Origin of the sequence: Corynebacterium riegelii, from assembly GCF_001263755.1 — a bacterium.
GTDB lineage: Bacteria > Actinomycetota > Actinomycetes > Mycobacteriales > Mycobacteriaceae > Corynebacterium > Corynebacterium riegelii.
In genome coordinates this window covers 2,211,263-2,228,935 of sequence record NZ_CP012342.1, presented here as the reverse complement: position 1 = coordinate 2,228,935, position 17,673 = coordinate 2,211,263, and the positions used below count along the sequence as shown (strand labels likewise).

The following is a 17,673-nucleotide window of genomic DNA, read 5'->3' as shown; positions in this document are numbered from 1 at the left end:
ATGGGCGCTAGCATTGCCGCATGCGCGAGCGCGTAAAAGTGGAGATTCTCATTGTCCTTGCCGTCACCTTCGGCACCGCAGGGCTGCGGGCGGGGCTTCGGCTTATCGACGCCCTCCTGAGCGCCCCCTTAAACCAACAAACCACCGTGTTGGTAGACGCCCAATCCTCCGTAACCTGGATGGATCTGGCACTGCAGCTGACCTCGGCGCTGGTGTTGGTGTCCTGGGGCGCACTCGCCTGGTACCTGCTGTGGGTTGATGACCCGTCGAGGTTTCGCTGGCGCTGGCCGCGTATGAGCGATTGGGGTTGGGGCGCAGGCTTGGCTGCCCTGATCGGCCTTCCTGGCCTGGCGTTTTACGTCTCGGCAGTGCATTTGGGCTTGAGCAAAGTGGTTGTGCCGGCCACGGATGCGGTGCAGATCCCGACCTCACTGTTGTGGGCGTTTGCCAACGGCTTCGGCGAGGAAATCGTGGTGGTGATGTATGTGATGACGCGCCTGGGCCACCTTGGCTGGCGGCCGTGGCAGATCATCGCCGCCTCGTCCGTGCTGCGCGGCTCGTACCACCTCTACCAGGGGATTTCCGCAGGCTTGGGCAACATCGTGATGGGCGTGGTGTTCTGCGCGTGGTTCGCTCGCACCGGCCGGGTGTGGCCGCTGATCATCGCCCATTTTCTTATCGACGCCACCGCCTTCACCCTCTACCCCCTCCTCGATTTGAGCTGGCTGGGGATTTAAGGGGGCTTAGATACTGGGCGCTATCGCAGCGAGTTGAACAGGGCCTGGGCGCCTGCGTCGTCCCAGACGGCGACGTTGCCTACGTCCGTATCCATGAAGTCATAAATCGGGATCGTTTCCGTGCGCACCCCGCCGCGCATGGCAAGCGCTACTCGCGCAAGATTCCACACGTGGTCGCCCTGATCCACGGTGAACAACGTCGGGGTTGTCCACATCAACGGGACCATGCGGAAGGGGTTGAGCAGCGTTGCGGGTGACATCACCTTGCTCATGACTGCGGCTAGGAACTCACGCTGGCGCACCACACGGTCCAGGTCCCCCAGCGCGGTTGCACGCGTGCGCACGTAGCCCAAGCCGGTGGCACCGTCCATCTTCTGGCAGCCCGGCGCGAGGCTGATGTTTGCCAGCGGGTCCGTGATCGGCTCGGCAACGCAGATCTCTACTCCGCCAACTGCGTCCACAACGTTGGCCAGGCCACCCATGCCAATCTCCGCGTAGTGGTCAATACGCAGGCCCGTAGCTTGCTCCACGGTCTGCACCAGAAGCGGTGCGCCACCGTAGGCGAACGCGGCGTTGACCTTGTCGTAGCCGTAGCCGGGCACCTCAACGTAGCTATCGCGCGGAATGGACATCAGCGTCGCTTGCCCAGCGCGGGGGATATGCATCAGCATGATCGTGTCCGTGCGGGTGGAGCCGATATCGCCACCCGTGCCTAGGCGGTCAATCTCGTCCTGGCTCATGCCAGTTCGCGAGTCAGAACCGACGAACAGCCAGTTCGTCCCAGCCGTGTTCGCTACCTGTTGCGTGGGCATGGCTTGGGTGCGGTTTAGGCGGGCGTCTGCAAGCAACATGCCCACTACGGTGAGCACGAGGACGGTGAGGATGATCAGGCTGCCGCAGCCGAAGCAGCCTGGACGCTTGCGGCGGCTGCGTTTTGGTCGCGGGCGGGGTTTCGGTTTGGGTTGCGGGCGCTCGTGGACCTGCATGGGGACGGGCTCGCGGCGTTGCTGCACCGGCCGGCGCTGTGCCGGTCGTTGCTGCACCGGGCGCTGCACCGGGCGCTGTGCCGGTCGTTGCGGCAACTCGTCGGGCATGATCTGGCGCGCACGCTGCTCGTGTGGAGTGCGACGCGGCTGATATTCAGTGGACCGGTATTCCGAGGTCCGCCGGGAGGCGTCACCGCTAGCGTCGCGGCGACGCACTGGCCTGCCGTAGCGGTCCAGCAACGGCTTGCCATCTTTGCCGTAGACGTACTGGCTACGGTCCTCCCGGTTATCCATGGCCTAGAAGTCTAGACCTCGCGGGCACATCCCCGCGAGAGGCAACTAGCGCTTCTCAACGCTAGAGGCAGTGGAAGCTGCGCTAGGCCAGGTGCCGTTGGCAACCATCTGCGCCTTGCGCTCCTCCCAGAAGGTGGCGTTCTGGATGCCCAGGGCCTCCGGGTCGAACTGCGGATCCAGGCCAGCCTTCTTCTGGCGGCGGTAGTCCCACAGGCACTTCATGGCCGGGACCTGCAGGAAGAGGATGGCCACGATGTTGAGCCATGCGGTGGCGCCCACGCCGATATCGCCAAGCGCCCACGCCGTGCCTGGGGTGGTGGTTGCGCCGACGAACACGGCGACAATGATCAGGACACGCAGCAGCCAGATGATGGCGGTACGAGCGTTCTCGTTCTTCACCCAGCGGTTGAGGTAGGTGAAGTTCACCTCTGCCATGTAGTAGTACGCCAGCACGGTGGTGAAGGCGAAGAACATGATTGCCAGCGCAACGAAGGTTGGGCCGAAGCCACCAGCCAGCGTGTTCAGGCCTTCCTGGACAAAGCCGGGGCCGACGGGGATGTCGGCGGGCAGGGAGCCGTCGTAACGCGGGGTGCCCTCCTCAGTCTGGTTCTCAAACACGCGGTACATGTCGGTGGAGATGATGATGAACGCGGTAGCGGAGCAGACAAACAGGGTGTCAATGTAGACCGCGAAGGACTGCACGAAACCCTGCTTTGCCGGGTGGGAAACCTCAGCGGCTGCAGCGGACTGTGGGCCGGTGCCCTGGCCAGCCTCGTTGGAGTAGATACCGCGCTTCACGCCCCAGGCGATGGCTGCGCCGAGCATGCCGGAGAAGATTGCCTCCTGGTCAAAGGCGGAGCGGAAGATCAGACCGAAGACCTGCGGGATCTCAGATGCGTTCACGAACAAGATCACGATTGCCAGGATGATGTAGATCGCCGCCATGAACGGCACGACCATGGATGCGAAGTTAGCAATGCGCTTCACGCCACCGATGATGATGAAGCCCAGCAGGATCGCCATGATCGCTGCAGAGATCCACACGTTGATTCCCCACGCGTTCTCCACGGCGGCGGCCACACCGTTGGCCTGGATGCCCGGCAGGAAGTAGGAGGTAGCCAGAATCATGGAGATGGCGAAGATGATGGCGTACACCAGCGCGAACGGCGCTGCCTTGGTGTGGGAGTAGGCCTTCTCAATGAAGTAGGCCGGACCACCGCGGTACTCGCCAGTATCGCGGTCCTTCTCCTTGTAGATCTGCGCCAGGGTGCACTCCACGAAGGAGGTCGCGGAACCCAAGAACGCCACGATCCACATCCAGAACACGGCACCCGGACCGCCGAATGCGATCGCGGTGGCCACACCGGCAATGTTGCCCACGCCGACACGGCCGGCAAGGGAGATCATCAGGGATTGGAAGGAGGAAATGCCAGCCTCTGAGCTTTCGCCGTGGCGAAGCTGCTTGAGCATGTCAGGGATGCAGCGCAGCTGCATGAACAGGGTCACTGCAGTGAAGTACACACCTGCGCCAAGACAGAGGTACACCAGCCATTGGGACCAGATGATCCCGTTGAGGGTATTGATAAATGCTTCCACGGACGCTCCTTAAGTATCCAGGCGTTACGTATCGGGGAATACGTATTTAGAGAATGTAGGCCATAACTGTGTGCCGCGGGTCACATTGGGGAAAATTTCTTTGTCTCGGTCACCAGACTGGTGCATTTCACAACCCATTACATTCGTGACCTACTTCACGAGACAATCGGGAAACCCTGTGAAAGGAGTCCGTCCGTGGAAAACCACCACCAGCAAATTCACCGCAGCAAACTGCGCCCGGCCTATAACGTGAAAAACATCCCCGCGATGTCGGAAGCGCAGATAGACGCCGAAACAAACCCAACAGCAACTGACTCTGGCCCCGTCCACGCGCCGCATCTGTGGCGTTTATTCCTCTACTCGGGCATCGGCATCTTCGCCTTCTTCATCCCATTTACCGTTGGGGAAAAGAAGACGATTCTGTTGGACCACATTGTCAGCTGGATTATTGCCACGCTTGGCCCTGGCACCGGCTATCTCGCTCTTGCGGCCATCATTGCGGGCACGATCTACCAGTTCGTCTCCGGCCGTTGGAAGGAAGATTACGCCCGCACGATCTTCGCGTTCCTCTCCATACTTGCGGTGGTGCTGTGCGCAATGTTGGTCTTTGATTTCGGCCCAGCGTTTCTGCACAACCCGGACATTGGCCCGTTCATTCTGAACAAGCTTGTGATCTCTGTTGGCCTGTTGATTCCTGTTGGCGCGATCTTCCTCGGCCTGTTGGTTGGCTTCGGCCTCATGGAATTCATCGGCGTGATGGTGCAGCCGATTATGCGCCCGGTGTTTAAGACGCCGGGCAAATCCGCCGTTGATGCCGTCGCCTCGTTCCTGGGTTCCTACTCCCTGGGCCTACTTATTACGGACCGCATGTATAAGTCCGGCAACTACAACGGCAAGGAAGCCTCCATTGTTGCCGCGGGCTTTTCCACGGTGTCTGCAACGTTCATGGTCATCGTTGCCAAGACCCTTGATTTGATGGATCACTGGCTTACATACTTCTGGCTGACCTTTATTATTACGTTCATTGTCACCGCGATCATGGTGCGCATCCCTCCCATTAGCCGGATGTCTGAGGACTACTATCCTGGCGCGCAGCCGCACCCAGAGCAGCAAATCAGCGGCAACCGTGTAAGCGCTGCGTGGAATGAGGCGAAGCGTGAGCTGGCGCGCGCGGAGTCCCTGCCGAAGGTGCTGTGGGTGAACTTCCGCGACGGCTTAACCATGGCGGTGCAGGTGATTCCGGGCATCATGTCCGTGGGTGTGATCGGTCTGACGCTTGCCACCTACACGCCGGTATTTAAGGCGCTTGGCGTGGTGTTTTACCCGGTGGTGTGGCTGCTTCGCCTGCCTGACCCGTGGGCTACTTCCGGCGCGCTTGCCTCCGGCCTTGCAGAGATGTTCCTGCCCGCCACGCTGATCGCTGGCACCGACAACATGGTGCTCAAATTCACCGTTGCGGTGGTGTGCGTGAGCCAGATCTTCTTCTTCTCCGCGATGGTGCCGGCGGTGCTAGCCACCGACATTCCGCTGAATGTGACCAAGATAGTCGTGATCTGGTTCATCCGGGTGGTGCTCACGGTGGTCATTACCGTGCCGGTTGCGCACTTAGTGTTCTAGGGGCTTTTTGCTTATCGACGCCACGTTAACCGCCCCCACAATCGTTTCAATCAGGCGTGCCGCCACCTTGGCGGTGCGCCCATCAATGTCGTAGGTGGGGTTGAGCTCAACCACGTCCACCAAACGAACGCGGCCGGTGGACGCGACGGCTTTCACCATGGCGTAGACCTGCTCCAACGCAACACCCAGGCCTGCCGGGGCGGAAACGCCCGGAGCCACCCATGCCGGCAGGAGGTCCAGGTCGATACTTAGGTGGATCGGCTTGTCACCGGCCACGGACTCAAGCGCCTGATCGGCCGCCTGCTGCGGGGAAAGGCCAAGCAGCTCCTCATCTAAAACAACGCGCACACCGAGTTCCTCGGCGGTATCGAAGAGCACCTTCGTGTTGTTCGGTTTGGAAATGCCAATCACCGAATAGTCGAAGGCCTCTTTGCCCACCATCTCAGCAATCTGCAAAAAGGGCGTGCCCGAGGTCGGCTGGTCTGCTTGGCGCAGGTCAAAGTGCGCATCAAAGTTCACAATCTGCAGGTTCCCTAGCGCCTCGTAGGCACCGCGGTGGGAGGCAAATGACGTCTCGTGGCCACCGCCCAGCACAACGACAAGGTTGCCTGCGGCGATGAGGTCGCGAACGATATCGCTGAGTTCGCGTTGGGCGGATTCGAGGTCGGTGCCGTGGGTGGAGATATCGCCGGCGTCGGCAAGCAAAAAGGGCTCCTGCACTGCAAAACCACTCAGCGCGGCGCGAAGGGCGGCCGGGCCTGCCGCAGCGCCAACGCGGCCTTCGTTGCGACGAACCCCCTCGTCAGAGCAAAAACCAACCAAGGCAACCCCGCCGGTAGGGGTCTCAGACGTGACAATGTGGTGCCATCGTGGGCCGTCCTCGCGGCCCTGCCACACCGAATCCAAACTCATACCAGTGCCTTCTGCATGCATACGGCACAGCTTATACACGCAGATATACTCGCGGGGTATGACGGAAAAGCCTCAGGTACCCGCCGCGCGCAACGTGCTGCGCATCCTGACGCTGCTAGCAAGCACAGACACACCGATTTCCGCGCGGCGCATCACGCACGAGCTCAACCTGCCTCGTTCAACCACCTACCACCTGCTGCGGGAACTAGAAGATTCTGGGTATGTGGTCCACCTTGACCACCCCAGCACCTACGGCTTGGGGCTGGCTGCCTACCAAATGAGCCAGGCGTACACCACGCAGCAGCCCTTGGTGCGCATGGCGGCAAAATCCCTGGAGGAGATCGCTGCGATGGCGGGCGGCTCCACCCATCTCTCGCGCCTGGCGGGCACGGAGGTGCTCTACCTCCACGAAGCACGCGCACCCGGCGCGGTCTCCCTTGTCACCGTGAAGGGGGTGCGGCTGCCGGCACTGCGTACCGCCTCCGGGCGTGCAATGTTGGCACACCTGCCGGAGTCTGAGCTGCGCGCCATTTTTGCCACCTCTGAAAACCGGCCGCTCTACAAAGACCTGCAGGAACAGCTGGAACAGGTGCGTGAGCGCGGCTGGTCCACCGAGATCGAAGAGGTTGCCCGCGGCCAAGAAAGCATTGCCGTTGCCGTGCTTGATCACCTCCAGCGGCCGGCCGCTGCGGTGGCGGTGACCTTCCCTCTTAGCAACGATGACGCGAAGAAACAGCAGCTTGTGGGCGCTTTGACAGAAACTGCAGAAATTTTGAAGCAGAAGTTCTTTGATAAACGCTAGAGTTTGGCGCATGAACCAGACCACTACTGTGCAGGTAGGCATCGGCGCACTCAGCATCGCAGATGTTGTCGCCGTCGCCCGTGAAAACGCCAAGGTTTCCATTGACCCTGAGGCCATTGCAGCAATTGCAGAAACGCGTGCGCGCGTTGAAGAACTCGCGGAAGACCCCACTCCGGTCTACGGCATCTCCACCGGCTTCGGTGCGCTTGCCCGCCGCCACATCCCGCACGAACTGCGCGAGCAGCTGCAGGTGTCGCTCGTGCGCTCCCATGCTGCGGGCTCTGGCCCTGAGGTGGAGCAGGAAGTGGTGCGCGCCACCATGCTGCTTCGTTTGTCCACGCTGTGTACCGGGCGTACCGGTGTGCGTCCCGTCGTGGCGGAAACCTACGCTGCAGTCCTGAACGCTGGCATCACTCCGATGGTGCACGAGTACGGCTCGCTCGGCTGCTCGGGTGACCTGGCGCCGCTCGCGCACTGCGCGCTCGCGCTGCTTGGTGAGGGCGACGTGCGTGTCGGCGGCGGCCCAATCGTCAGCGCCGCCGAAGCCCTGGCAGAGGCGGGTATTGAGCCGCTGGTGCTCCAGGAGAAGGAAGGCCTGGCGCTGATCAACGGCACCGATGGCATGCTGGGCATGCTGTGCCTGGCCATTACGGATCTGCGCGAAGCAGCGAAGGTTGCCGATATTGCGACCGCAATGACGGTGGAGGGGCTTACCGGCACACTCACCGTGTTTGCCGATGACCTGCAGCAGCTGCGCCCGCACCCGGGCCAGGCGGACGCGGCGTACAACATCCGCACCGTTGCGGATGGCTCCGAGATCCTCGCGCGTGCCGCCGAGGAGTTTCGCCAGAAGCAGGTGCAGGACGCCTACTCGGTGCGCTGCGCACCCCAGGTCGCGGGCGGTTTCCGCGACACCGTCGACCACGCCGCACTGGTGGCGTCGCGCGAGCTGGCCTCCGCCATTGACAACCCGGTTGTAGCCCTGGACGGGCGCGTGACCTCCAACGGCAACTTCCACGGCGCACCCGTTGCGTACGTGTTGGACTTTTTGGCGGTGGTGGTGGCGGATTTGGCGTCCATTAGCGAAAGGCGCACCGACCGCTTCCTGGATACCGCACGAAACCGTGGACTGAACGCGTTTCTTGCGGATGACCCGGGTGTGGATTCCGGCCACATGATCGCGCAGTACACCGCCGCGGGCATTGTCAGCGAGCTGAAGCGCTGCGCCATGCCGGCCTCGGCCGATTCGATCCCCTCGTCCGCGATGCAGGAGGACCACGTGTCCATGGGCTGGGCGGCAGGCCGCAAGCTGCGCCGCGCCGTCGACGGGCTGCAGCGCGTACTGGCAATTGAGATCCTCACCGCTGCGCGCGCGTTGGACATGCGCGACGGCGCCTGCGCACCGGGCACCCAAGCCGCGGTTGACCTGCTGCGCACCCGCGTGGAGGGCCCGGGCACGGACCGCTTCCTCGCACCCGAGATCACCCACGCCGTGGAGCTGGTGCAAAGCGGCGAGTTTGTCACCGCCGTCGAGGCCGCAGTCGGCGAACTGCGCTAGCTGTTCGCGCACTAGCCACCAGCGCTAGCCACCACGCGCGGGCGTCTCGCATGCCAGACTAATCGACGCCACGACCCCTGTCGGTTCCCACGTAAGGGCACTAATCTGCCCTCATAGTGACCCAAACCACAGTCTCAACGTTGGGACCTAGAGAACCGAAGGAGTCGTCCATGTCGAAGAACTGGTCCGAAGGCGCACGCGAAGTCCGCTCACCGCGCGGCACCGAGCTCACCGCAAAGTCCTGGCAAACCGAGGCTCCGCTTCGCATGTTGCACAACAACCTCGACCCTGAGGTTGCGGAGCACCCGGATGAGCTGGTGGTCTACGGCGGCACCGGGCGTGCGGTGCGCAGTTGGGAGGCGTTTGACGCGATCGTCGATACGCTGAAGGACCTGGAGAAGGACGAAACCCTGCTGGTCCAGTCCGGCAAGCCGGTCGGTGTGTGGAAGACCAATGAGTGGGCGCCGCGTGTGCTCATTGCCAACTCCAACCTGGTGGGCGACTGGGCGAACTGGGAGCACTTCCGCAAGCTCGAAGACGAGGGTCTGATGATGTACGGCCAGATGACGGCCGGCTCCTGGATTTACATCGCCACCCAAGGCATTCTGCAGGGCACGTTCGAGACTTTCGCTGCTGTGGCGAAGAAGCGTTTCAACGGCACACTCGCCGGCACTTTGACGCTGACCGGCGGCTGCGGCGGCATGGGTGGCGCACAGCCGCTGTCCGTCACCCTCAACGGTGGTGCGTGCTTGATTGTGGATGTGGATGAGACGCGCTTGAAGCGCAGGCAAGCAAAGCGCTACCTGGACGAGGTAACCACTGACATTGAGGAAGCAATCACGCTGGTCACCGAGGCGAAGAACGAGAAGCGTGCGCTGTCCGTCGGCCTGGTAGGCAACGCTGCCGAGGTGTTCCCGGAGATGCTGCGCCGCCACCGCGCAGGCGAGCTAACCGTGGACATTGTCACCGACCAGACGTCTGCACACGACCCGCTGTCCTACCTGCCCACCGAGCACACCGTGGAGGAGTGGCACACTGAGGCCGCCGCTGACCCGGTGACCTTTACCAAGAAGGCCCGCGAGGCGATGGCCGTGCAGGTCCAGGCGATGGTGGAGTTCCAGGACGAGGGCGCCGAGGTATTTGATTACGGCAACTCCATTCGTGATGAGGCCCGCAAGGCTGGCTACAACCGCGCCTTCGAGTTCCCCGGTTTCGTTCCGGCCTACATCCGCCCGCTGTTCTGCGAGGGCCTTGGGCCCTTCCGTTGGGTTGCGCTGTCCGGCGATCCGGAGGACATCAAGGTCACTGACCAGGCCATCAAGGAGGCGTTCCCGGACAACGAGCACCTGCACCGCTGGCTGGATGCGGCCGATGAGTACGTGGAGTTCGAGGGCCTGCCGGCACGTATTTGCTGGCTGGGCTACGGCGAGCGCGCCAAGGCCGGCGTGATCTTCAACAACCTGGTCAAGGAAGGCAAGGTCAAGGCACCGATTGTTATCGGCCGCGACCATCTGGACTCCGGCTCCGTCGCGTCGCCGTACCGCGAGACCGAGTCCATGCTCGACGGCACCGATGCGGTGGCGGACTGGCCGCTGCTCAACGCCATGACGGCTGTTGCTGGTGGCGCGACCTGGGTGTCCATCCACCACGGCGGCGGCGTGGGCATGGGTCGTTCCATCCACACTGGCCAGGTCACGGTTGCAGACGGCACCGAGCTTGCAGAGGCGAAGCTCAAGGCTGTGCTGACCAATGACCCGGGTATGGGTGTTATCCGCCACGTGGACGCTGGTTACACTCGCGCCAACGAGGTGGCCAAGGAGCGCGGCGTGCGCATCCCGATGCAGTTCAACGCCCGCGACTAGCCCCTCACGCCACCCAACGAAAGGTATCCATGCGCACCTTCATTACCGGTATTTCTGAGCTGCGGACCGTCTCTGAGCTGGGCACGATCAAGGGAGCTTCCTTGCTTATCGACGCCGACGTGATCACCTGGGTCGGCCCCACCTCCGAAGCCCCCGCGGAGGCCAAGGACGCGGATGAAACCGTGGACGTTGGCGGGCGCGCGGTGTTGCCGGGTTGGGTGGATTCGCACACCCACATGGTGTTCGACGGCAACCGCGCCGAGGAGTTCGAGGCCCGCATGGCCGGCGAGTCCTACGCAGCTGGTGGGATCGCGGTGACTATGGAGGCCACCCGCTCCGCTGGCGAAGAGCGCCTGGATAAGTTGGTGGCGCAGCGTGTGGCCGCAGGTCATGCGGGTGGTACCACCACCTTTGAGACCAAGACCGGCTACGGGCTAAACGTCGCCTCTGAGGCGGAGGCCGCACGGGTGGCCGCCCGCCACGTGGATGAGGTGACGTTCCTCGGCGCCCACCTGGTCCCGCCGGGAGCGGACGCTGATGAGTACATCGAAGAAGTCGTCGGCCCGATGCTGGACGCGGTCAAAGACCACGTCCAGTGGATCGACGTGTTCTGTGAGCGCGGCGCGTTCAATGAAGAGCAGTCCCGCCACGTTCTCGAGGCCGGCAAAGCCCTCGGCCTTGGCATTCGCGTGCACGGCAACCAGCTGGGCCAAGGTCCGGGCGTCAAACTTGCGGTGGAGATGGGCGCCGCCAGCGTGGACCACGTCAACTACATCTCTGATGAGGATGTGGCGCTGTTGGCTGGTTCGGAAACCGTCGCAACGCTGCTGCCCGCCTGTGACCTGTCAACGCGCGAGGACCTCGCACCGGCGCGTCGCCTGGTGGAAGCGGGCGTGACCATCGCGATTGCATCCAACCTCAACCCGGGTACGTCGTTTACGTCTTCGATGAACTTCTGCGTGACCACTGCGGTGCTGCAGCAGTACCTCACCCTCGACGAAGCGATTGAGGCCGCCACCACCGGAGGGGCTAAGGCGTTGCTGCGCCACAACGTAGGCGACGGCAAAGACCCCCACGGCCGTCCGGCAAAGGGCACGTTGGTGCCCGGCGCGGCAGCGGACCTGCACATCCTGGATGCGGAAAACGCCATCAACCTGGCCTACCGCCCGGGCATGCCAATCACGTGGCAGACCTGGGTAGCGGGCAAGAAGGTCTACGGCTAGATAGTCACCTGGCGGGACTTAATGTTGTCCAGCTGCTTACGCTCATCGGCGTTCAGCTGGGCATCAGATGCGTACTCTGCCTCGATCGCCTTGTTCAGCGTCACCAGCGCATCAACGTAGGAAGCCGCATCTACAGACGGGTCCAGGTCCCACACCGGCACAACCACGCCGTGGGTGCGGAACGCGCCTGCGAACTTGGTACCCTCACCCAGGTTCAACTCACCGCGAGCCGCGATGCGTGCCAGGGCGTTGAGCATCTGGTTTTCGTTCTCCTCCGGGCGCACCCAGCGGATATGCGCCTTGCCGCCGCCCGGGTTGACCCACCATGCAGTACCCGGAACATCCGCCTTGACCTGTGTGGACGGCAAGACAGCGTCGTTCGCACGGGCCATTGCCTGGCGGATCTCAGGGCTGACATCGGTGCCCTCTGCAAACCACCAGCCGAAGTCCTGGTGTTCGGTGATGGAAAGGGTCGCGTCAGCGCTAATAAGCGAAGAGAGCTCCGGCTGCGAACCATCCGCAACCGTAGAGCCCAGCGTGGCGCCCGGCTCAGCATCAAGCACCCAGTTCAGGGCGTACGCCAAGTCACGGTGCGGGTTCTGGGAGTGGGACTGCACCTGCAGCGCAACGAAACGCTCACTACCCTGGTCTTCTGGGCGGACCATTGCCGCACCAGCGCCCGGCAGCACGGTCACAATGTTGACCGGGGTGCCCTTGACCTCTACCTTTGCCACGGCGGACGGGACGAACTCCTGCAGTGCAATCAGGTCCGTCTCCATTGCCAACCCGCCGTACGGACGCGGGTCCTTTGCAAACTGTGCGCGCTCAGCGGCGCGTGCCGCAAGCTTCGCCTCGCGGCGGCTCATGCCCTCGGGCAGAACCTCTTTCTTCTTGGACTTCTTTGGTTTCCTAGGTGCCATGGTTGGAAATCGTACCTAGTGTTCCTCGCGCGGTGACGCAAGCGTCTCCAACGCAAGGTCTGGCAGGTCCGTCGCCAAAATATCCACACCGTGCTCGGCACACCACAGCATCTGCCGCGGCGTGTTCACCGTCCAGGTGTAGGTGCGCACCCCCAGTCTCCCAATCAGTGCAGGTTTCGCATTGAGCCTGACTATGGACGGCCCAAGGCCCACCGGCGCCGCCGGCAACCACCAGGTACGTGGGCGCAATAGAAAATAGGTATCCAACAGTGGCGCCCTCTTGCGGAAGTAGCGCACCGCGTTGCGTGAAAACGAGATGATATGGATCCGGTCTGATTCATCCAAGCCGTGGCGGCGCAGCTCCTGCAGGGTGCGCTTTTGCACTTGGGTGTTGAAGCGGTTGTGTTTGATCTCCACGTAGAGGTGGTGGTCCGGGTAGTTGGCAAACATGGCCAGCAGGTCACTAAACGGCATGAGCCCGTCGCCGCTGCTTACTGGGTCATGCGCTACTACGAGTTGCCCGCCCCGTGTCAGGCGTACGTCACACTCCACGCCGTGGATGGGTAGCTCGAAGGCAGCCTTGAAGGCTTCAGGGGAGTTGTCATCAAAACGGCCCGAGAACCCGCGGTGGGCAACAATCAGTGGCCGCGTCGTTTCCATCACCTCACCCAGGGTACGGATATTTGAAACAATAAGGGTCATGCTTGAAAAGCTCACCGCATCACTGCGAAACGCACGACGTAGATACTCCGTGAGCCGCGACGGCCTGCTGGCCGTGCCGATTGCGGGGTTGCAAACGTTTGCGGATCTTTCGCCGGTGCTGCGCGTGTATGGCCTGCAGCGCCTGCCCAGCAGTTTCCGTGCGGGCGCGGTGGGTGCGGAGGTGGCAACGTGGGGTGCGATCGCGCCGTCGCTTTTGCCGCACAAGCTGACGTTCACCGCCGCTAACGTGGCGTTTTTGCAGGGTATCGGTCACGCGGTGGCGACCGGTGTAGCGCGTGCGGCGGCCCCTGGCACGAAGCGTCGTCTGCCGGACCCGCTGCCGCTGCCGGTGCGCGTGGGCATGACCGCGGTAACAACGGGTGCGATTGGGATGGCGATTTCCCGGCGCGCCCGCCAAGAGAAGCTGGTGGAGGTTGAAGGCACCTACTCGGCCTGGGACACCATCGGCGGGCTGCTGCTTGGTACCGCAGGCTACGGCGCAATCCTCGCTGTGGGCGAGGTGGTGCAGACGTTTATTGACGCGCTCAACGCGCTGTTTGGCCGCCGCCTGCCGCCGGTGACGTCCTGGCCGCTAGCCATTGTGGGCGGCGGCGCCATCATTGTCCTGTTTGCAGACAAGGTTGTGGTGCGTCGTTTCTTCTCCCGCGCCTCGCGCCAGGCGTTGGAGCTGGACCGCGCGTTTATGCGCGGTGCGGATCGCCCTTTGGAGCCTGAGCGTTCCGGCTCCCCCGCGTCCCGGGTGAGCTGGCAGTCTTTGGGGCGCCAAGGCCGTGCCACCGTCGCCGGCGGCCCCCGCGCCGAGCACCTGCGCCGCGTGCTGGGTGAGGATCAGGTGCGTGAACCGATCCGCGTGGTGGTTGGTCTGCACGACACCGAGCCGGATGAAACACCCAATTTCGAGGCCATGGCCGAAGAGGCCGTCGCGGAAATGCACCGCACCGGCGCGTTTGCACGCAGCCACATCGCGATCATGTCCGGTGCGGGCACGGGTTGGATCAATGATTTCCACACTTCGGGCTTTGAGTTTGTCACCCGCGGCGACAGCGCGATTGTGTCCATGCAGTATTCATTCCTGCCGTCCGCCTACTCCTACGTGGCGGACCACATCTCCCCGGTGCGCTCCACCCGTATTTTGGCCAAGGCGGTGCTGCGTGAGTTGGAGAAACTTGACCCTGCCAAGCGCCCGAAGCTCTACCTCGGCGGTGAATCCCTCGGCGCCTATGCGGTTAGTGATGTCTTCGAGTCCGTCGACGAGTTCCTCCACGGCGCCTCCGGCGGCGTATTCACCGGCGTACCCGGGTTTGCCCGCAACCACGCTGAGCTCACCCGTGCGCGGGAGAAGGGAAGCCCGCAGCGCTTGCCGCTTGTCGACGGCGGACGCAACACCCGCTTCACCGCCCACCCCGACCACCTGCACCACGATTTCAAGGGCGATGCCTATGAGCACGAGTGGGTGGAGCCACGCTACGTGTTTGCACAGCATGCCTCTGACCCGGTGACCTGGTGGGAGCCGAGCCTGTTGTGGCGCGCCCCGGACTGGCTGCGTGAACCGGGATCGCGCGGGGTTCCAGCACCCGAGGCGCAGAAGCTGGATGTACTGCACACGCTGCGCTGGCTGCCGTTGATCACGTTCTGGCAGGTAGGCATGGACCAGCTCGCGTCCCAGGACGTGCCCTCACCGCACGGGCACAACTACCACGACGAGACGGTGGCCTACTGGAACGCCGTGGTCCACGGCGTCGACGGCGATCGTGCTTTGAGCAAGGGACAGCTGGCGCGCGCCTCGCAGTGGATCCACAACGACGCGGTCAAGCTTCGCAAACCCGCCGACGGCTTCCCTTCAAAGTACGGCTACTAACTGCCCCGCTTAGATGCCGCAGGCAACGCCTGTGGAGTGGTGCGGGCAGTAGCCGTTGGGCACCTTGTGCAGGTACTGCTGGTGCTCGTCCTCTGCCAAGAAATACTGCACGCCGTCATTCTCCACGGACTTGACCTCAGTGGTGATGTCGCCGTAGCCCGCGTCCTTCAGGTCCGCGCCGTACTGAGTAATCCACCCGCGGACCTGCTCGGCCTCTGCCTCCGTGTCGGTGTAAAACGCGGAGCGATACTGCGTGCCCACGTCATTGCCCTGGCGGAAGCCCTGCGTTGGGTCGTGCGCTTCAAGCGCCACCTTGACCAGCTCTTTCAAGGTGACCTTCTCCGGGTCATAGACCACCTCTACAAGCTCCACGTGGTTGGTCTGTCCCGAGCACACCTCCCGGTACGTCGGGTTCGGGGTCTGCCCGCCGCCGTAGCCCACGCTGGTGGACTCCACACCACCTAGCTGCCAGTACATTTTCTCCGCACCCCAGAAGCAGCCGATACCGATCAGGATGCGCTTCTGGCCGTCGCGCCACGGGCCGGTAATAGGCGTGCCCAACACCGCGTGCGGACGCGGGTGCGTAAGCACGGGGTCGGGACGGCCGGGGAGGGCCACGGTAGCGTCGACAAGCTTAGGCTCAGGAGCAAAAAGGAATCCCATATCTCCTATAACGACTTCGGTCACAACACTGTTCCCAAATTTTCTCTACGATGGTTGCCGTACACGAAACCGAATGAAAGGAAATGATCATGGCTGTTTACGAGCTTCCTGATCTCCCGTACGCATACGACGCACTTGAGCCGCACATCTGCGAAGAGATTATGACCCTGCACCACGACAAGCACCACGCTAACTACGTCGCTGGCGCAAACGCAGCACTCGAGGCACTTGAGGCAGAGCGCAACGGTGAGGCAAACGCCGACCGTATCCGCGCACTGTCCAAGAACCTTGCGTTCAACTTGGGTGGCCACACCAACCACTCCATCTTCTGGAAGAACATGGCACCGAACGCTGGCGGCAACCCGACCGGCGCAATCGCTGAGGCTATTGACCGTGACTTTGGCTCCTTCGAGGGCTTTAAGAAGCAGTTCACCGCTGTGGCTAACGGCCTGCAGGGCTCCGGCTGGGCAGTTGCTGGCTACGACCACGTCGCTGGCCGCCTGATCATCCAGCAGATGACTGACCAGCAGGGCAACATCTCCGTAGACTTCACCCCGGTTCTCATGCTGGACATGTGGGAGCACGCGTTCTACCTGCAGTACAAGAACGTCAAGGCTGACTACGTTGAGGCTTGGTGGAACGTTGTGAACTGGGACGACGTAAACGAGCGTTACGCAAAGGCTTCCGCATAAGTTTTTAGCGCACACGCTTGCGTTTTGGCTCAGGGAGGTCCACCATAGTGACCTATGAGAAAAGGCACCCCTGAGTACAGGCGCGCGACAGTGGCCATGCTCTTTGTGGGCTTGGCCATTTTTTCGTCTCTGTACCTGACTCAGGCGCTGCTTCCCATCCTCACCCGCGAGCTGCACACCACGCCATCAACCGCCGCGTGGACTGTCTCCGCCGCAACGGGTGCGTTGGCACTGTGCGTTGTGCCGGCGTCCATCCTGAGCGAGAAGTTTGGCCGCGGACGGGTCATGACCGTCTCCGCCGTCACCGCCACCGCGCTGGGGTTTGCCGTGGCGCTGTCACAAAACATCGAGCAGATGATCGTGCTGCGCGCACTCCAAGGCATGCTGCTGGCAGGCACACCTGCGGTGGCCATGGCGTGGCTGTCCGAAGAGCTTGACCAGCGCGACCTGCCCGGGGCGATGGGCCTCTACATCGCCGGCAACACCATCGGCGGGCTCATGGGACGCCTCGTCCCCTCCTTTGTGCTGGAAGTAGCCTCGTGGCGTTGGGCCCTTGCCGCCACCGCCACCATCAGCCTCTCGCTGGCACTTGCCGCCTGGTGGCTATTGCCTGAGCAGCGCAACTTCCACGCCAAGACAAGCATCCGGCCGGGTGCGGAGTTCCGCGCGATTGCAGGCCACCTGACCAACCCGCGCATTGTGGCCCTGGCCAGCACGGCGTTTTTGGGCATGGGCGTATTTGTGTCCATGTACAACTTCTTCGGCTTCCGCGCCATCAATGACTTTGGTCTGCCGCCGTCGCTGGCGGGTCTGACCTTCCTGTTGTACTTGTCCGGCACATGGTCAAGCGCCAGGGCCGGCACGTTTGTGGGTCGCTTCGGCCGGGGTCGTGTGGTTGCTGCCGGTGCTGCCATGATGCTGGTCGGCGCCCTGATCGGCGCAAGCGCCAACCTGTGGATCACACTGATCGGCCTGCTTATCTTCACCGCCAGCTTCTTCGCCATGCACTCCACGGCAACCGGCTGGGTGGGCCAGATCGCTGAGCGCGACCGCGCGGAAGCCTCCAGCCTGTACGTGTTTTCCTACTACATGGGCTCTTCAATCCTCGGCGCGGCAACGGGTCGCGCGTTTGAGGCGCTGCCGTGGGCAGGCTTCATGGGCGTGCTGGCCCTGCTGCTGGCGGTACTGACAGCGATTGCGGTGTGGTTGGCGCTGCGGGAGCGCCGCTAA

15 protein-coding genes are annotated in these 17,673 nt (G+C 62.9%); 9 read left to right on the top strand and 6 right to left on the bottom strand.

All coding sequences use genetic code 11. The features are described from left to right. The first annotated feature begins 20 nt into the window (after positions 1-20). Positions 21-737 (top strand): CPBP family intramembrane glutamic endopeptidase, encoded by a 717-nt coding sequence (locus tag AK829_RS10645; protein WP_052205806.1) that lies wholly within the window; start codon positions 21-23, stop codon positions 735-737. A gap of 20 nt (positions 738-757) precedes the next feature. Here AK829_RS10645 and AK829_RS10640 read toward each other — a convergent pair whose 3' ends face one another. Both AK829_RS10640 and AK829_RS10635 read right to left on the bottom strand, forming a co-directional pair. Further along, positions 758-2,017, bottom strand: coding sequence for an LCP family glycopolymer transferase (locus AK829_RS10640; RefSeq protein ID WP_052205805.1), 1,260 nt, complete (start codon positions 2,015-2,017; stop codon positions 758-760). A gap of 45 nt (positions 2,018-2,062) precedes the next feature. Then, positions 2,063-3,613, bottom strand: coding sequence for an alanine/glycine:cation symporter family protein (locus AK829_RS10635; RefSeq protein ID WP_052205804.1), 1,551 nt, complete (start codon positions 3,611-3,613; stop codon positions 2,063-2,065). A 195-nt stretch (positions 3,614-3,808) separates the two neighbouring features. Here AK829_RS10635 and AK829_RS10630 point away from each other — a divergent pair, with 195 nt between their 5' ends. Further along, positions 3,809-5,230: a YjiH family protein gene (locus AK829_RS10630; RefSeq protein ID WP_232305735.1), complete on the top strand. Its 1,422-nt coding sequence runs from the start codon at positions 3,809-3,811 to the stop codon at positions 5,228-5,230. Here AK829_RS10630 and hutG read toward each other — a convergent pair. After that, positions 5,219-6,163, bottom strand: coding sequence for a formimidoylglutamase (gene hutG, locus AK829_RS10625; RefSeq protein ID WP_052205803.1), 945 nt, complete (start codon positions 6,161-6,163; stop codon positions 5,219-5,221). The two genes, AK829_RS10630 and hutG, sit on opposite strands and share 12 nt — an antisense overlap. 37 nt (positions 6,164-6,200) lie before the next feature. On the opposite strand from hutG, the gene AK829_RS10620 reads away from it, so the two are divergent. From AK829_RS10620 to hutI, 4 genes are all read left to right on the top strand, one after another. After that, on the top strand, positions 6,201-6,944 hold the full coding sequence (locus AK829_RS10620) for an IclR family transcriptional regulator (protein ID WP_052205802.1): 744 nt from the start codon (positions 6,201-6,203) through the stop codon (positions 6,942-6,944). Between the two features lie 10 nt (positions 6,945-6,954). Beyond that, positions 6,955-8,502: a histidine ammonia-lyase gene (gene hutH / locus AK829_RS10615; protein WP_052205801.1), complete on the top strand. Its 1,548-nt coding sequence runs from the start codon at positions 6,955-6,957 to the stop codon at positions 8,500-8,502. Positions 8,503-8,672: 170 nt separating this feature from the next. Continuing rightward, entirely contained in the window at positions 8,673-10,364 is a 1,692-nt protein-coding gene (gene hutU / locus AK829_RS10610; RefSeq protein ID WP_083439841.1) for a urocanate hydratase, read from the top strand. 29 nt (positions 10,365-10,393) lie between these two features. Then, positions 10,394-11,587 carry an imidazolonepropionase gene (gene hutI / locus AK829_RS10605; RefSeq protein WP_052205800.1) on the top strand — a complete coding sequence of 398 codons (1,194 nt, stop codon included), beginning with the start codon at positions 10,394-10,396 and terminating at the stop codon, positions 11,585-11,587. Here the strand turns inward: hutI and AK829_RS10600 are convergent. Next, positions 11,584-12,507, bottom strand: a complete 924-nt coding sequence (locus AK829_RS10600; protein ID WP_052205799.1) for a DUF5926 family protein — start codon at positions 12,505-12,507, stop codon at positions 11,584-11,586. The genes hutI and AK829_RS10600 overlap by 4 nt on opposite strands. Positions 12,508-12,522: 15 nt before the next feature. Next, complete coding sequence (locus AK829_RS10595; RefSeq protein ID WP_052205798.1) at positions 12,523-13,209, bottom strand: glycerophosphodiester phosphodiesterase; 687 nt, start codon at positions 13,207-13,209, stop codon at positions 12,523-12,525. Between AK829_RS10595 and AK829_RS10590 the strand changes: the two genes are divergently transcribed. Next, positions 13,208-15,088, top strand: a complete 1,881-nt coding sequence (locus AK829_RS10590; protein ID WP_083439840.1) for an alpha/beta-hydrolase family protein — start codon at positions 13,208-13,210, stop codon at positions 15,086-15,088. The two genes, AK829_RS10595 and AK829_RS10590, sit on opposite strands and share 2 nt — an antisense overlap. Before the next feature lie 9 nt (positions 15,089-15,097). On the opposite strand, the gene msrA is transcribed toward AK829_RS10590, so the two are convergent. Beyond that, positions 15,098-15,751 (bottom strand): peptide-methionine (S)-S-oxide reductase MsrA, encoded by a 654-nt coding sequence (msrA, locus tag AK829_RS10585; RefSeq protein ID WP_052205797.1) that lies wholly within the window; start codon positions 15,749-15,751, stop codon positions 15,098-15,100. 89 nt (positions 15,752-15,840) lie between these two features. On the opposite strand from msrA, the gene AK829_RS10580 reads away from it, so the two are divergent. Further along, a complete protein-coding gene (locus AK829_RS10580; RefSeq protein WP_052205796.1) occupies positions 15,841-16,443 on the top strand; it encodes a superoxide dismutase in 603 nt (200 codons plus the stop codon). Between the two features lie 54 nt (positions 16,444-16,497). Continuing rightward, positions 16,498-17,673, top strand: coding sequence for an MFS transporter (locus AK829_RS10575; protein ID WP_052205795.1), 1,176 nt, complete (start codon positions 16,498-16,500; stop codon positions 17,671-17,673).